We start from the raw sequence: 14,962 nt of genomic DNA on the forward strand, positions 1-14,962 counted from the left end.
TTTGCATTCCAACTAGCGACTTTCCCGTATCAATTACTTAAAATGAGGGCAAATCAAAAGGAGTTTTAACCACTATGTTTGATCCAAAGAAACTAGAGCAAATTGCCAAGCAGATTCATGACTCTATGCCAGCACCAGTGAAAGAGTTAGGTGCAGATGTTGATCAGAAAGTTCGCCAAGTGATTCAAGGTCAGCTGAACAAACTTGATGTTGTTAGCCGTGAAGAGTTTGATGTTCAGACTCAGGTTCTGCTTCGTACTCGTCAGAAGCTCACTGAGATGGAAGCGAAACTCGCCGAGCTTGAAGCAAAACTGGCAGACAAATAAACATCGGCTTCCAATGATATTCAAAGGCTGACACTCAGGTGTCAGCCTTTTTTGTGCTCCCACCAAACGAGCCATAAACAATACCAACCTAAGTAAGAAAGTGGTCATACTTAATTATAGAGAACCATAAAACAGGCATCGAACACAAACACGCATAAACCCATCCATGGGGCTTCGATTTGCCATCCATGGCAAATAGAGTTTGTTTATCGAACCCTCTCCCTGACCAGTTAACTTTCCAGATAGGTATAAAAAAGGCTTGGTCAACGGCGACCAAGCCTTTTGATTAGATGTTGTGTTTTGTATTTATTGACCCCAGTCTGCCTGGAGTTCTTTTACTGCGTTACTTTTGAGTATGTAAATTACGCAGTATTAAGATTTCATTTCTAGGAGAAGGCACGGAGTTTACGATAGTAAATGAGCACCTTCGACACCGAAATGGAACCTTAAGGCCAGTAATTTAGCCGCCTACCGCGATACGCTTCATATCAGTCATGTACCCGCGTAGCTCTTCACCGATGTACTCAACAGGGTGGTTGCGAAGCGTCTCATTAACCGCGATAAGTGTTGCGTTATCAACTTGGTTTGAAGTTTCACCCAGGCCTTTACCGATAACATCAGTACCTACCGAAGGCATGAACTTCTCACGTAGTAGTGGTGTTGCTACGTTTGCGAATAGGTAGTTACCGTATTCTGCAGTATCAGAGATTACTACGTTCATCTCGTACAGACGCTTACGTGCAATTGTGTTTGCGATTAGCGGTAGTTCGTGTAGTGACTCGTAGTACGCTGACTCATCGATGATGCCTGATGCAGTCATAGCTTCGAACGCTAGCTCAACCCCTGCGCGAACCATCGCGATCATTAGAATGCCGTTGTCGAAGTACTCTTGCTCAGAGATTTCAACGTCAGTTTCTGGGTAGTTTTCAAATGCTGTTTGACCAGTTTCTTCACGCCAGCCTAGTAGGTTCGCGTCGTCGTTCGCCCAGTCAGCCATCATTGTGCTAGAGAAGTGACCAGAAATGATGTCATCCATGTGCTTGTTGTAAAGTGGACGCATTAGATCTTTTAGCTCTTCAGAAAGCTCAAACGCTTTGATTTTAGCTGGGTTAGACAGACGGTCCATCATGTGCGTGATGCCACCGAATTTCAGTGCTTCTGTTACTGTTTCCCAACCGTACTGAAGTAGTTTACCTGCGTAACCTGGGTCGATACCTTCCGCAACCATCTTCTCGTAACATACGATAGAACCAGCTTGAAGCATGCCACATAGGATAGTTTGCTCACCCATTAGGTCAGATTTTACTTCTGCAACGAAAGAAGACTCTAGACAACCTGCACGGTGACCACCAGTCGCAGCTGCCCATGCTTTTGCGATTTCCAGACCATCGCCTTTAGGGTCATTCTCTGGGTGAACCGCAATTAAAGTTGGAACACCGAAACCACGTTTGTATTCTTCGCGAACCTCAGTACCTGGGCACTTAGGAGCAACCATTACAACCGTTAGGTCTTCACGGATTTGCATGCCTTCTTCAACCACGTTGAAGCCGTGTGAGTAACCTAGTGTAGCGCCTTCTTTCATCAATGGCATTACTGTCTCAACAACGTTAGAGTGCTGCTTGTCTGGAGTTAGGTTAACAACTAGATCCGCTTGAGGGATAAGAGTCTCGTAGCTACCTACTTCAAAACCGTTGTCTTTTGCATTTTTAAATGACTGACGTTGCTCGTCGATTGCTGCCTGACGAAGTGCGTATGACACATCCAGGCCAGAATCGCGCATGTTTAGACCTTGGTTCAGGCCTTGAGCACCACAACCTACGATGACAACCTTCTTACCTTTTAGGTAGTCTGCTTCTGAAGCAAACTCACTGCGATCCATAAAACGACAACGACCTAGTTGGTCCAATTGCTCACGCAAGTTTAGAGTATTGAAATAGTTAGCCATTAGGGTGCTCCTTTAAGATTCTTCCGTAGAGGTCGGTATTAGTCTTACCGAATGAGTTCATACTAGAACAGACATTTAATTGCTTAAAGTGATATATTCACAATTAGTAATTGCAAAAAGTGCAACACGGTAATTTCATGAATATAAAAACCATCCGACTGTTCCTTGATATCTGTGACAGCAAGAATTTTAGTAAGACAGCAGCCACTATGCACGTGAGTCCATCTGCTTTGAGTCGTCAGATTCAAAAATTAGAAGAAGAGATAGGCCACCCGCTTTTTGTCAGGGACAACCGGAGTGTGGAGTTAACGCCCGCTGGTGAAAAATTTCAGCCAGTAGCGATGAAGATGATTCACGACTGGACACAATTCCAATCTCAAATAAATGTGCAAGACGATGTTCTGAAAGGTGAAGTTCGACTGTTCTGCTCCGTGACCGCCAGCTACAGCCACTTGCCTCAACTGCTCAACTCGTTTCGCTTAAAGCACCCTTACATTGAATTCAAGCTCTTGACGGGCGACCCAGCACAGGCCATCGATAAAATAATGAATGATGAGGCCGATATCGCCATTTCAGCCATGCCAGAGCATCTTTCATCTAAAGTAGAGTTTACGACTATCAGTGAAATTCCACTCTCCGTGATAGCGCCCATTGGTATCAGCTCATGGGTTGAAGAGCTACATAAAGAACAACCAGATTGGAATAAGGTTCCTTTTATTGTACCTGAGTCAGGAACAGCGCGAGACAGAGCCAATGCCTGGTTTAAAAAAATGAAAATTAAACCGAATATCTACGCGCAAATTTCTGGTCATGAAGCCATTGTCAGCATGGTGGCTTTAGGTTGCGGTGTCGGAATCGCGCCTGATGTGGTGATTAATAACAGTCCTGTACGAGATAGCATTCAGCGTCTCTCGTTTGCCCCAATTAAACCATTCCAACTCGGTGTTTGTTGTAAACGATCGCAACTGGAAAACTCATTAGTCAGAGCGTTATGGGAGTTAGCCGAAGGAAGCTTTATTGCCCAGTAGAGTAAGCTTCAATAATCATTTGAGCATTGCCGCAATTGGTATCAACACATTAACGATCTTTAATTTTTCAAAAAGGTCCCCTCAAGAGAAGTTTTCGTAGACTCTTGGTGACAATTAATAGAGACAAACCAGCAACATTTTAACGATTTATCCCCCTAAATCGTGTTGGCTCGCATTAGTCACGCGAGCCTTCTTTTTCATATTTCCCTCTCTCTGCTACATCAGTAAAGTACCAGCCAAAACAGAGGAATCCCCCGTGAAAATACTCATCATAGAAGATGACGAAACGACCAGAGAGTTCGTCAGTAAAGGTCTGACCGAGCACGGTTATATCGTTGACCAAGCCGAAGACGGCAAGAAAGGGCTAATGATGGCTCTTAGCTCGGAATACCAGCTCATCATCCTGGATAGGATGCTGCCATACCTTGACGGAATGAAGGTTCTTGCAGCAATTAAAGCCGCAGAAGAACAGCTTCCGGTTCTGATTTTAAGCGCGATGGATAGCGTAAACGATAGAGTGGACGGTTTGCAGGCTGGCAGCGATGACTACTTAATTAAACCATTCGCTCTTGCTGAGTTAATTGCACGAGTCGATATCATCATCAATCGCACTCAGCGGCCAATATCAAATCAACACATTCTTAATTACCACTGTTTGCAAGTGGACCTAAAAGCACACAAAGTCACCTGCAATCAGCAGGAGATAATTCTCCAACCCAAAGAGTTTCAGCTTATTCAATATGTTATTGAGCATAATGAGCAAGTGGTATCACGCATGCGCCTGTTCGAAAATATCTGGAGTTATCATTTTGATCCCAAAACCAACGTCATCGATGTCCACGTTGCTAACCTGCGCCGTAAACTGGAAGAGGCTGGATGTACAGAGATCCTGCACACAGTAAGAGGAGTCGGCTATGTCCTTCGTCGATGACTATGCTTTAACCCGTTCTTCGGTATTTAAAACATTGGTGAGCCTTTTCTTAATTGTCACTATCACCAACATCGTCGTCATACATCAACTGTATCGGGATTCTAACAACTTTCACCATAAGCAATTAGCACGACAACTCAATGAAGAAATTCTGGAATTCAACTTTGCAGCCAACCAGAGCCAGGAGGATGTCGAGCAACTTTTAAGAACCAAACGAGCAACGGAGACACCTTTCTATTACCAGCTCATCGAAACCATCGAATCAGACAGCTTTAAACCGTACTATCCTGTCGATCTGCAAGACAACAGGCATAATATTTTAGTAGGTAACAACCTCCAATTAGAGATAGGAGTAGATAAAAGTGCGGTAGAAGAGTATCGAAAATCACTGACCCCGATGGTCTTCTCTGGCATCATTTTCCCTACCGTAATCATGATCATCTCGGCACTCTTTTTTACTGCGCTGATTCTCAAACGATTAGAAAAAGTGAATCACGCCATGAACCGCGTTTTATGCGGAGAGCCGAATGTGAAAATTGCCGTATCTCGCCAGGACGATGAGTTTGATATTTTAGCCATTCACCTTAATTTCATGATTGAGCAAATGGCCAAAAACGAGTCTAGCCTAAAATCGCTGACCACTGGGCTTGCTCATGATATGAGAACACCAATGGCGAGGTTGAAACTTCGCTTAGAAGACATTCTAGCTCAAAGCGATTTATCGCCATCCCAAGTAAGCAGCTTTTCAGCTTGTTATGATGAATTAGAGCTGATTTTGTCACTGTTCAATAGCATGCTTGAGATTGCAAAGCTCAACTGCGGCCAAGTGAATATCGACAGTGATAACGTCGATTTAGGTAAAATAGCCCAGGATGCCCTGGAGTTTATTTCTCCCGTCGCCGACGAAAAAAATCAGAGATTAACATTCAGACAAGATGCTTCCTGTATTGTCACAGGCGATCGATCTCTGCTTTTTCGAGCGGTGTTTAATCTGTTAGAAAATGCGGTTAAGTACACTCCTAACGGAGGACAGATCGAAGTTATTGCGGACTGCTTTGGTGTTGTTATCGCCGACTCTGGCATCGGCATTTCTGATTACGACAAAATGTATGTTTGCCGCCCAATGTATCGTGCGGACCAAAGTCGCACAGAATCAGGTAATGGTTTAGGGCTATCTTTGGTCGATGCCGTGGTCAATCTGCATAGCGCACACTTGTTTTTGCGTGACAACAACCCAGGGCTGCGTGCTCGACTCTATTTTGAAAGTTAAATAAATACAAAAAGGCTAAGTAAATACTCAGCCTTTAGCTTAATTAGAAAGACTTTTATACGGAGAAACCAGGAACGACAACATCCGAGAGATCTTGCGTCTCAGGAATTTGCTGCATCGCATGAGCGATTTGTTCCGCTTCGGTACCAACAATGACCTGTAGGTTATTCGCGCCAATTTTCACGACCCCCATCGCGCCAATGGCTTTGAGAGTACGTTCGTCAATAACAGACGTATCGTTCAGAGTTAAACGTAAACGCGTAATGCATGAGTCGATAGAAGCAAGGTTACTATGACCACCCAGCGCCTTCAGATACTGAGCGGCTTTGGTATTAGTAGAAGTCTCACTCTTCACCATCGCCTCAGCTTCTTCACGGCCTGGCGTTTTCAAATCAAACTTAACAATAGCGAATCGGAATACCGCATAGTAAATAAATGCAAAACAAATACCCTGTACGATAAGCATATAAGGCTTGATCGCTAGAGGTAAGTTATAAGACAAGATGAAGTCAATTAACCCGCCGCTAAATGTGAAACCCGCGAACCACTGCATGCTTGCTGCAATGTATAGAGAAAGTGCAGCCAATAGAGCGTGAACAACATACAGCGCAGGAGCAACAAACATGAACGCAAATTCAATAGGCTCTGTTACACCAGTCAAAATTGCGGTCAGTGCTGATGCACCAAGAATGCCGCCGACTCTTTTCTTGTTTTCTGGTTTTGCACAGTGATACATCGCCAAACATGCAGCAGGCAGACCGTAACCCATGAATGGGAAGAAACCACCTTGGTACATACCCGTCACACCTAGCTCACCAGTACCAGACCAGAATTTAGAAATATCGTTGATACCAACAAGGTCAAAGATGAACACTTGGTTTAATGCGTGATGTAGGCCGATTGGAATTAACAGTCGGTTGAAGAAACCGTAGATACCAGCGCCCGCCGCACCCATTTCAGAAATTGAGATACCAAAGTTTACCAGTGAACCATAAACAGCAGGCCACACATAAACCATCACAATACTGATAAAGATTGAGGCAAGTGAAGTGACGATAGGAACAAAACGTTTACCGCCAAAGAAACCTAATGCCGCCGGCAATTTGATAGTGTGGAAACGGTTGTAAAGAGTGGCAGCCACTATCCCCATCATGATCCCTGTAAATGCGCTCACAGCAGCTCCTGATGCAATAACTTCCGAAGAACTCATCTCCGCAACAGGAATTCCAGTGATCTGCGAAATCACTGCCGTGTTCCCGACAATCATTTCAACAATTAACAGACCGAGTAATCCTGATAAAGCCGCAGCACCGTTATTATCTTTGGCCAATCCATAAGCCACACCAACGGCGAATAACCATGCTTGGTTATCCATAATGCCCTTACCGCCATACACAAGTATTGTCGCTATTGGGCTATTTGCGCCCCAACCCGACGGGTCTATAGCATAACCAAGACCAAGCATTAAACCACCTGCAGGCAGTACGGCTATTGGCACCATGAGTGCTTTACCGATTTTCTGTAGATATCCTAAAATGTTCACGTTGTATCCTCTTACTTTTTGATTCTAGATAGAGGATACGTGATTGATAATTAAGGGTCGGTTGTGCGTAGATTAAGTTTTGTTAATCTTATGAAGCGTATTTTGGAAAGCGTAAATAACAAAAAAGCCCGCTATTTCTAGCGGGCTTTTTTGCAAATTTGAAGCCTGGCGATGTCCTACTCTCACATGGGGAAACCCCACACTACCATCGGCGCTAATTCGTTTCACTTCTGAGTTCGGAATGGAAATCAGGTGGGTCCAAATCGCTATGGTCGCCAAGCAAATTCTTACTCTCTATTTCTAGAGAAAACTTGGAAAGCTGTTGTTAATTCTCGTTTTTACACATTCAATGTTCTTGCTTTGAGTCCATCAAAACCCCTTGGGTGTTGTATGGTTAAGCCTCACGGGCAATTAGTACAGGTTAGCTCAACGCCTCACAACGCTTACACACCCTGCCTATCAACGTCGTAGTCTACGACAACCCTTTAGGATACTTAAAGTATCAGGGAGAACTCATCTCAAGGCTCGCTTCCCGCTTAGATGCTTTCAGCGGTTATCGATCCCGAACTTAGCTACCGGGCAATGCGTCTGGCGACACAACCCGAACACCAGAGGTTCGTCCACTCCGGTCCTCTCGTACTAGGAGCAGCCCCTTTCAATTCTCCAACGCCCACGGCAGATAGGGACCGAACTGTCTCACGACGTTCTAAACCCAGCTCGCGTACCACTTTAAATGGCGAACAGCCATACCCTTGGGACCGACTTCAGCCCCAGGATGTGATGAGCCGACATCGAGGTGCCAAACACCGCCGTCGATATGAACTCTTGGGCGGTATCAGCCTGTTATCCCCGGAGTACCTTTTATCCGTTGAGCGATGGCCCTTCCATTCAGAACCACCGGATCACTATGACCTGCTTTCGCACCTGCTCGAATTGTCATTCTCGCAGTCAAGCGGGCTTATGCCATTGCACTAACCTCACGATGTCCAACCGTGATTAGCCCACCTTCGTGCTCCTCCGTTACGCTTTGGGAGGAGACCGCCCCAGTCAAACTACCCACCAGGCACTGTCCTCATCCCCGATGAGGGGACCAAGTTAGAACATCAACACTACAAGGGTGGTATTTCAAGGTCGGCTCCACCAACACTGGCGTGCTGGTTTCAAAGCCTCCCACCTATCCTACACATGTAGGGTCAATGTTCAGTGCCAAGCTGTAGTAAAGGTTCACGGGGTCTTTCCGTCTAGCCGCGGGTACACTGCATCTTCACAGCGATTTCAATTTCACTGAGTCTCGGGTGGAGACAGCGTGGCCATCATTACGCCATTCGTGCAGGTCGGAACTTACCCGACAAGGAATTTCGCTACCTTAGGACCGTTATAGTTACGGCCGCCGTTTACCGGGGCTTCGATCAAGAGCTTCGACCGAAGTCTAACCCCATCAATTAACCTTCCGGCACCGGGCAGGCGTCACACCGTATACGTCATCTTACGATTTTGCACAGTGCTGTGTTTTTAATAAACAGTTGCAGCCACCTGGTATCTGCGACTCTCAATAGCTCCATCCGCAAGGGACTTCACCGTCGAGAGCGTACCTTCTCCCGAAGTTACGGTACCATTTTGCCTAGTTCCTTCACCCGAGTTCTCTCAAGCGCCTTGGTATTCTCTACCCGACCACCTGTGTCGGTTTGGGGTACGATTCCTTACAATCTGAAGCTTAGAGGCTTTTCCTGGAAGCATGGCATCAATGACTTCACATCCGTAGATGCTCGACGTCGTGTCTCAGCCTTAAAGAGAGCCGGATTTACCTAACTCTCAAGCCTACGCACTTGAACCTGGACAACCGTCGCCAGGCCCACCTAGCCTTCTCCGTCCCCCCATCGCAATTGTAAGAAGTACGGGAATATTAACCCGTTTCCCATCGACTACGCCTTTCGGCCTCGCCTTAGGGGTCGACTTACCCTGCCCCGATTAACGTTGGACAGGAACCCTTGGTCTTCCGGCGAGGAGGTTTTTCACCCCCTTTATCGTTACTCATGTCAGCATTCGCACTTCTGATACGTCCAGCATGCGTTACCACACACCTTCAACCGCTTACAGAACGCTCCCCTACCCAATATACAAAAGTATATTGCCGCAGCTTCGGTTTACTACTTAGCCCCGTTACATCTTCCGCGCAGGCCGACTCGACCAGTGAGCTATTACGCTTTCTTTAAATGATGGCTGCTTCTAAGCCAACATCCTGGCTGTCTGAGCCTTCCCACATCGTTTCCCACTTAGTAGTAATTTGGGACCTTAGCTGGCGGTCTGGGTTGTTTCCCTCTCCACGACGGACGTTAGCACCCGCCGTGTGTCTCCCGGATAGTACTTACTGGTATTCGGAGTTTGCAAAGGGTTGGTAAGTCGGGATGACCCCCTAGCCTTAACAGTGCTCTACCCCCAGTAGTATTCGTCCGAGGCGCTACCTAAATAGCTTTCGGGGAGAACCAGCTATCTCCAGGTTTGATTGGCCTTTCACCCCTAGCCACAAGTCATCCGCTAATTTTTCAACATTAGTCGGTTCGGTCCTCCAATTGATGTTACTCAATCTTCAACCTGCCCATGGCTAGATCACCTGGTTTCGGGTCTATATCCAGAGACTGAACGCCCAGTTAAGACTCGGTTTCCCTACGGCTCCCCTAGATGGTTAACCTTGCCACTGAATATAAGTCGCTGACCCATTATACAAAAGGTACGCAGTCACACCACGAAGGTGCTCCTACTGCTTGTACGTACACGGTTTCAGGTTCTATTTCACTCCCCTCACAGGGGTTCTTTTCGCCTTTCCCTCACGGTACTGGTTCACTATCGGTCAGTCAGTAGTATTTAGCCTTGGAGGATGGTCCCCCCATATTCAGACAGGATATCACGTGTCCCGCCCTACTCGATTTCACTGAACACACATCGTCAACTACGGGACTATCACCCTGTATCGTCGGCCTTTCCAGACCGTTCGTCTAACGTGTGTAAAGCTTAAGGGCTAGTCCAATTTCGCTCGCCGCTACTTTCGGAATCTCGGTTGATTTCTTTTCCTCGGGGTACTTAGATGTTTCAGTTCCCCCGGTTCGCCTCCTGCTGCTATGTATTCACAACAGGATACTTACTTATGTAAGTGGGTTTCCCCATTCGGAAATCCCAGACTCAAGTGGCTTTTACTGCCTAATCTGGGCTTATCGCAAGTTAATACGTCCTTCATCGCCTCTGACTGCCAAGGCATCCACCGTGTACGCTTAGTCACTTAACCATACAACCCGAAGGAGTTTCGAATTGCATTTTGTCTTCACTTTAAAAAGTGAAATCAAACGGTCAAACAACCAAAGTTGCTATCTCATTATTTGAATGAGCGAGATAGCTTTCGATTTTGCCGGACTCAAATATGAATAATCCGAAGATTATTCCCAAGAACACTTGAATGTGTTTTTAGTTGTATTCCATTAGGAATACTTTGAGAACTTTACAATCAAACTCCTATCTATTTAAAGACAAGGTTTGATTTGTCAGCTTTCCAAATTGTTAAAGAGCTATGTTTCTTCACAAGGAAGTACATTTTCTAAAGACTTTCAGAGTCAAAAATGCCAACCAGTATCAATTGCTTGCTCTGGTTTGGACGTTTTATTCCAAAAATGCTTAGAGAATGGTGGGCGATACCGGGCTCGAACCAGTGACCCCCTGCTTGTAAGGCAGGTGCTCTCCCAACTGAGCTAATCGCCCACATTATTTTCTCTTGCTTTCACTTTTAGAAAAAGTGAAACAAAAGCCATCCTTCGTGGAAAGAATGGTGGGTCGTGCAGGATTCGAACCTGCGACCAATTGATTAAAAGTCAACTGCTCTACCAACTGAGCTAACGACCCAATGGTATCCCGTAGGGGAGTCGAACCCCTGTTACCGCCGTGAAAGGGCGGTGTCCTAGGCCTCTAGACGAACGGGACACTAAGTGAACATCTTGGGGGATGTTCTATCTCTTAAACTTCATAAACCGTATCAATCTGTGTGGACACTCATCACGATAATCATCGTATAAGGAGGTGATCCAGCGCCAGGTTCCCCTAGCGCTACCTTGTTACGACTTCACCCCAGTCATGAACCACAAAGTGGTAAGCGTCCCCCCGAAGGTTAAACTACCTACTTCTTTTGCAGCCCACTCCCATGGTGTGACGGGCGGTGTGTACAAGGCCCGGGAACGTATTCACCGTGGCATTCTGATCCACGATTACTAGCGATTCCGACTTCATGGAGTCGAGTTGCAGACTCCAATCCGGACTACGACGCACTTTTTGGGATTCGCTCACTTTCGCAAGTTGGCCGCCCTCTGTATGCGCCATTGTAGCACGTGTGTAGCCCTACTCGTAAGGGCCATGATGACTTGACGTCGTCCCCACCTTCCTCCGGTTTATCACCGGCAGTCTCCCTGGAGTTCCCGACATTACTCGCTGGCAAACAAGGATAAGGGTTGCGCTCGTTGCGGGACTTAACCCAACATTTCACAACACGAGCTGACGACAGCCATGCAGCACCTGTCTCAGAGTTCCCGAAGGCACCAATCCATCTCTGGAAAGTTCTCTGGATGTCAAGAGTAGGTAAGGTTCTTCGCGTTGCATCGAATTAAACCACATGCTCCACCGCTTGTGCGGGCCCCCGTCAATTCATTTGAGTTTTAATCTTGCGACCGTACTCCCCAGGCGGTCTACTTAACGCGTTAGCTCCGAAAGCCACGGCTCAAGGCCACAACCTCCAAGTAGACATCGTTTACGGCGTGGACTACCAGGGTATCTAATCCTGTTTGCTCCCCACGCTTTCGCATCTGAGTGTCAGTATCTGTCCAGGGGGCCGCCTTCGCCACCGGTATTCCTTCAGATCTCTACGCATTTCACCGCTACACCTGAAATTCTACCCCCCTCTACAGTACTCTAGTCTGCCAGTTTCAAATGCTATTCCGAGGTTGAGCCCCGGGCTTTCACATCTGACTTAACAAACCACCTGCATGCGCTTTACGCCCAGTAATTCCGATTAACGCTCGCACCCTCCGTATTACCGCGGCTGCTGGCACGGAGTTAGCCGGTGCTTCTTCTGTCGCTAACGTCAAATAATGCATCTATTAAACACACTACCTTCCTCACGACTGAAAGTGCTTTACAACCCGAAGGCCTTCTTCACACACGCGGCATGGCTGCATCAGGCTTGCGCCCATTGTGCAATATTCCCCACTGCTGCCTCCCGTAGGAGTCTGGACCGTGTCTCAGTTCCAGTGTGGCTGATCATCCTCTCAGACCAGCTAGGGATCGTCGCCTTGGTGAGCCCTTACCTCACCAACTAGCTAATCCCACCTAGGCATATCCTGACGCGAGAGGCCCGAAGGTCCCCCTCTTTGGCCCGTAGGCATCATGCGGTATTAGCCATCGTTTCCAATGGTTATCCCCCACATCAGGGCAATTTCCTAGGCATTACTCACCCGTCCGCCGCTCGACGCCGTTAACGTTCCCCGAAGGTTCAGTTAACTCGTTTCCGCTCGACTTGCATGTGTTAGGCCTGCCGCCAGCGTTCAATCTGAGCCATGATCAAACTCTTCAATTTAAGATTTTGTTCGGCTCAATGAATACTGACTTCAAAACTACAAAAGTAACTTTAAAGCTATTATCGTTATTCCTTTATAAAAAAGGAGAACGATAATGAATTGACTGTGCCAAGTCCGAAGACTTGATTGGTCACTCAGTTCATTGAAACCTAATTTGAAACCGAAGTTTCTAATTGGATTATCATCAACGAGTGCCCACACAGATTGATAGGTCTATATTGTTAAAGAGCTTTCCTATTGAGCCTTGAGCTATGCGCCCCACTCAAATCGGACGGCCATTTTAGCGAGTTAAAGTTTAGTGTCAATCACTTTTTCAAACTTTTTTCAAGCGTTTCCGCTTGGCTAATTTGGCTTGCTAACTCAACATCGTTTCTTTCGAAGCGTTGCCGTGTCAGCGAGGTGGCATTATAGAGATTGCGATCACATTGGCAAGCCCTTTTTGAGGTTTTTTTTGATTTATTTGTCGTTTGGGTGTTTTTTATTCTAAAAGGCGAGTTTTTACTACTCTTCTACCCCTATATACCCTTTAATCGCCCATAATAAGGAGAAAAGATGAGTTCAATAAGAAGTTATAAAGGTATAAAGCCTCAGCTTGGTGAGCGAGTTTACGTCGATTCAACATCTGTTTTAGTCGGAGACATCGTTATTGGGGATGATTCTAGCGTTTGGCCATTGGTTGCTGCGCGTGGCGATGTCAATCATATCCACATCGGCGAACGAACAAATATCCAAGATGGCAGTGTATTACACGTGACACACAAGAATCAGGAAAACCCAAACGGCTATCCATTAATTATTGGCAATGATGTCACTGTCGGTCACAAAGTCATGCTGCATGGTTGTGAGATTCACGATCGCGTATTGGTAGGTATGGGAGCAATCGTTCTTGATGGTGCTGTTATACAATCTGAAGTGATGATTGGCGCTGGCAGTTTAGTTCCGCCTGGGAAAATATTAGAAAGTGGCTACCTCTATGTTGGTAGCCCGGTAAAACAAGCACGCCCACTGTCAGAAAAAGAGCGCGCTTTTTTACAAAAGTCTTCAGATAACTACGTCCAGAACAAGAACGACTACATGAATGAAGTCGAAATAATTGGTTAGTCATCCGATAGCCTAATTATTCAATAACAATGTGGCCTTCTTCATTGAAGGCTTCATCTTCTATCAGTTCTTCGGCCATTTCTTCCAGATCAAAGCGTAAGGCTAAAAATGCTTCTACAGCTTCTTGCTCGTCTTCAATATCCAATCCACTCATTTTGGAGAGCTTTTGTTTCGTGACGTAGCATTCAATCAGTGCGCCCGATTGCTGCGCAGGAAAGTGGATTGATTGTGATGCTTCATCCCAAGACTGGATGTCTGGGAATAAAATGGATTGATTCATCGATTATTGACCTTCAAGATTTTTTCTAAGCTCACGTAAAATCTGTTTGGCTCCAGGACGTAAACCGCGCCAGAGCATAAAGCTTTCAGACGCTTGACCTACCAACATTCCCAAGCCGTCATAGGCATGAATAGCACCATGCTCTTTAGCCCATTGATTAAAGGTGGTGTCCCCCTTGCCATACATCATGTCATAGCTTGTGCTGTTAGGAGCAAATATTGCTGATGATATTTCAGGAAGTTCGCCACTTAGCGACGCAGACGTTGAGTTGATAATGACGTCGTATTCTTGCGTAATACTACTCATCTCTTTCGCTGACACAGGCCCATAATCGGAAAACAGCGCTGCCAATTCTTTAGCTTTAGAAAATGTACGGTTGGTCACCGTCAATGAAGCAGGCCTTTGCTCAAGTAACGGCAGAATTACTCCTCGAGAAGCACCACCAGCTCCAATGATTAGGATACGAGCGCCTTCTAGAACGACTTGATGCTGTAGTAAGTCTTGCACCAGACCTGCACCATCCGTGTTGTCACCGATGATTTCACCATCATCAAGCTTCTTAAGTGTATTCACAGCTCCGGCAAGTTGGGCACGCTCTGTCAAACGAGTAGCAAATTGATACGCCTGCTCTTTAAAAGGTAAAGTGACATTACATCCTTTTCCACCTTCAGCAAAAAATACGTTCACCGCTTCGATAAATCCATCGACAGGGGCGCATTCGGCTGTGTAAGTCAGTGATTGATTTGTCTGGCGAGCAAAAAGTGTGTGAATAAATGGCGACTTACTGTGCCCGATGGGATTACCAAACACGGCATAGCGATCAACTTGCTGAGTCATTTTCTTACCTTTATTCCTTACCTTAATATAGAGAAAAACAGGGCCATCTGATTAAAGATGACCCTATCACTATCTTTCTATATAGAAAAGGA

Annotated in this window: 9 protein-coding genes, 3 tRNA genes and 3 rRNA genes; 5 read left to right on the forward strand and 10 right to left on the reverse strand. The window is 46.1% G+C overall.

The annotated features are described in order from the left end of the window. Window positions 1-74: 74 nt before the first annotated feature. A complete protein-coding gene (locus OO774_RS15375) occupies window positions 75-326 on the forward strand; it encodes an accessory factor UbiK family protein (protein ID WP_014230445.1) in 252 nt (83 codons plus the stop codon). A 460-nt stretch (window positions 327-786) separates the two neighbouring features. Here OO774_RS15375 and ilvC read toward each other — a convergent pair whose 3' ends face one another. Continuing rightward, a complete protein-coding gene (gene ilvC / locus OO774_RS15380) occupies window positions 787-2,271 on the reverse strand; it encodes a ketol-acid reductoisomerase (RefSeq protein WP_264903461.1) in 1,485 nt (494 codons plus the stop codon). 137 nt (window positions 2,272-2,408) lie between these two features. On the opposite strand from ilvC, the gene ilvY reads away from it, so the two are divergent. The 3 genes from ilvY (at window position 2,409) to OO774_RS15395 (ending at window position 5,500) form a co-directional block, all read left to right on the forward strand. Continuing rightward, entirely contained in the window at window positions 2,409-3,299 is an 891-nt protein-coding gene (gene ilvY / locus OO774_RS15385) for an HTH-type transcriptional activator IlvY (RefSeq protein ID WP_264903462.1), read from the forward strand. Between the two features lie 256 nt (window positions 3,300-3,555). After that, window positions 3,556-4,230, forward strand: a complete 675-nt coding sequence (locus OO774_RS15390) for a response regulator transcription factor (protein WP_264903463.1) — start codon at window positions 3,556-3,558, stop codon at window positions 4,228-4,230. Beyond that, a complete protein-coding gene (locus tag OO774_RS15395; RefSeq protein WP_264903464.1) occupies window positions 4,214-5,500 on the forward strand; it encodes a HAMP domain-containing sensor histidine kinase in 1,287 nt (428 codons plus the stop codon). Before OO774_RS15390 ends, OO774_RS15395 begins: the two co-directional genes overlap by 17 nt. Window positions 5,501-5,555: 55 nt before the next feature. Here the strand turns inward: OO774_RS15395 and nagE are convergent, their stop codons facing one another. From nagE to OO774_RS15430, 7 genes are all read right to left on the reverse strand, one after another. Next, a complete protein-coding gene (gene nagE / locus OO774_RS15400) occupies window positions 5,556-7,043 on the reverse strand; it encodes an N-acetylglucosamine-specific PTS transporter subunit IIBC (RefSeq protein ID WP_264903465.1) in 1,488 nt (495 codons plus the stop codon). 163 nt (window positions 7,044-7,206) lie between these two features. Beyond that, window positions 7,207-7,323: ribosomal RNA gene (rrf, locus tag OO774_RS15405) — 5S ribosomal RNA — on the reverse strand. Window positions 7,324-7,433: 110 nt separating this feature from the next. After that, a 23S ribosomal RNA gene (locus OO774_RS15410) occupies window positions 7,434-10,323 on the reverse strand. A 391-nt stretch (window positions 10,324-10,714) separates the two neighbouring features. Beyond that, a tRNA-Val gene (locus OO774_RS15415) sits at window positions 10,715-10,790 on the reverse strand. Window positions 10,791-10,855: 65 nt separating this feature from the next. Continuing rightward, window positions 10,856-10,931: transfer RNA gene (locus tag OO774_RS15420), tRNA-Lys, on the reverse strand. Window positions 10,932-10,933: 2 nt separating this feature from the next. Further along, a tRNA-Glu gene (locus OO774_RS15425) sits at window positions 10,934-11,009 on the reverse strand. Window positions 11,010-11,098: 89 nt separating this feature from the next. Continuing rightward, window positions 11,099-12,651: ribosomal RNA gene (locus tag OO774_RS15430) — 16S ribosomal RNA — on the reverse strand. The 16S, 23S and 5S rRNA genes sit together here with 3 tRNA genes alongside, the layout of an rRNA operon. Window positions 12,652-13,204: 553 nt before the next feature. On the opposite strand from OO774_RS15430, the gene OO774_RS15435 reads away from it, so the two are divergent. Then, window positions 13,205-13,753: a gamma carbonic anhydrase family protein gene (locus OO774_RS15435; protein ID WP_264903466.1), complete on the forward strand. Its 549-nt coding sequence runs from the start codon at window positions 13,205-13,207 to the stop codon at window positions 13,751-13,753. A gap of 16 nt (window positions 13,754-13,769) precedes the next feature. On the opposite strand, the gene OO774_RS15440 is transcribed toward OO774_RS15435, so the two are convergent. Together OO774_RS15440 and aroE are read right to left on the reverse strand one after the other, a co-directional pair. Then, window positions 13,770-14,033 (reverse strand): DUF1488 domain-containing protein, encoded by a 264-nt coding sequence (locus OO774_RS15440; RefSeq protein WP_264903467.1) that lies wholly within the window; start codon window positions 14,031-14,033, stop codon window positions 13,770-13,772. 3 nt (window positions 14,034-14,036) lie between these two features. After that, window positions 14,037-14,870, reverse strand: coding sequence for a shikimate dehydrogenase (gene aroE, locus OO774_RS15445; protein WP_264903468.1), 834 nt, complete (start codon window positions 14,868-14,870; stop codon window positions 14,037-14,039). Window positions 14,871-14,962: the final 92 nt, after the last annotated feature.

The organism is Vibrio sp. STUT-A11 (assembly GCF_026000435.1).
Lineage (GTDB): Bacteria > Pseudomonadota > Gammaproteobacteria > Enterobacterales > Vibrionaceae > Vibrio.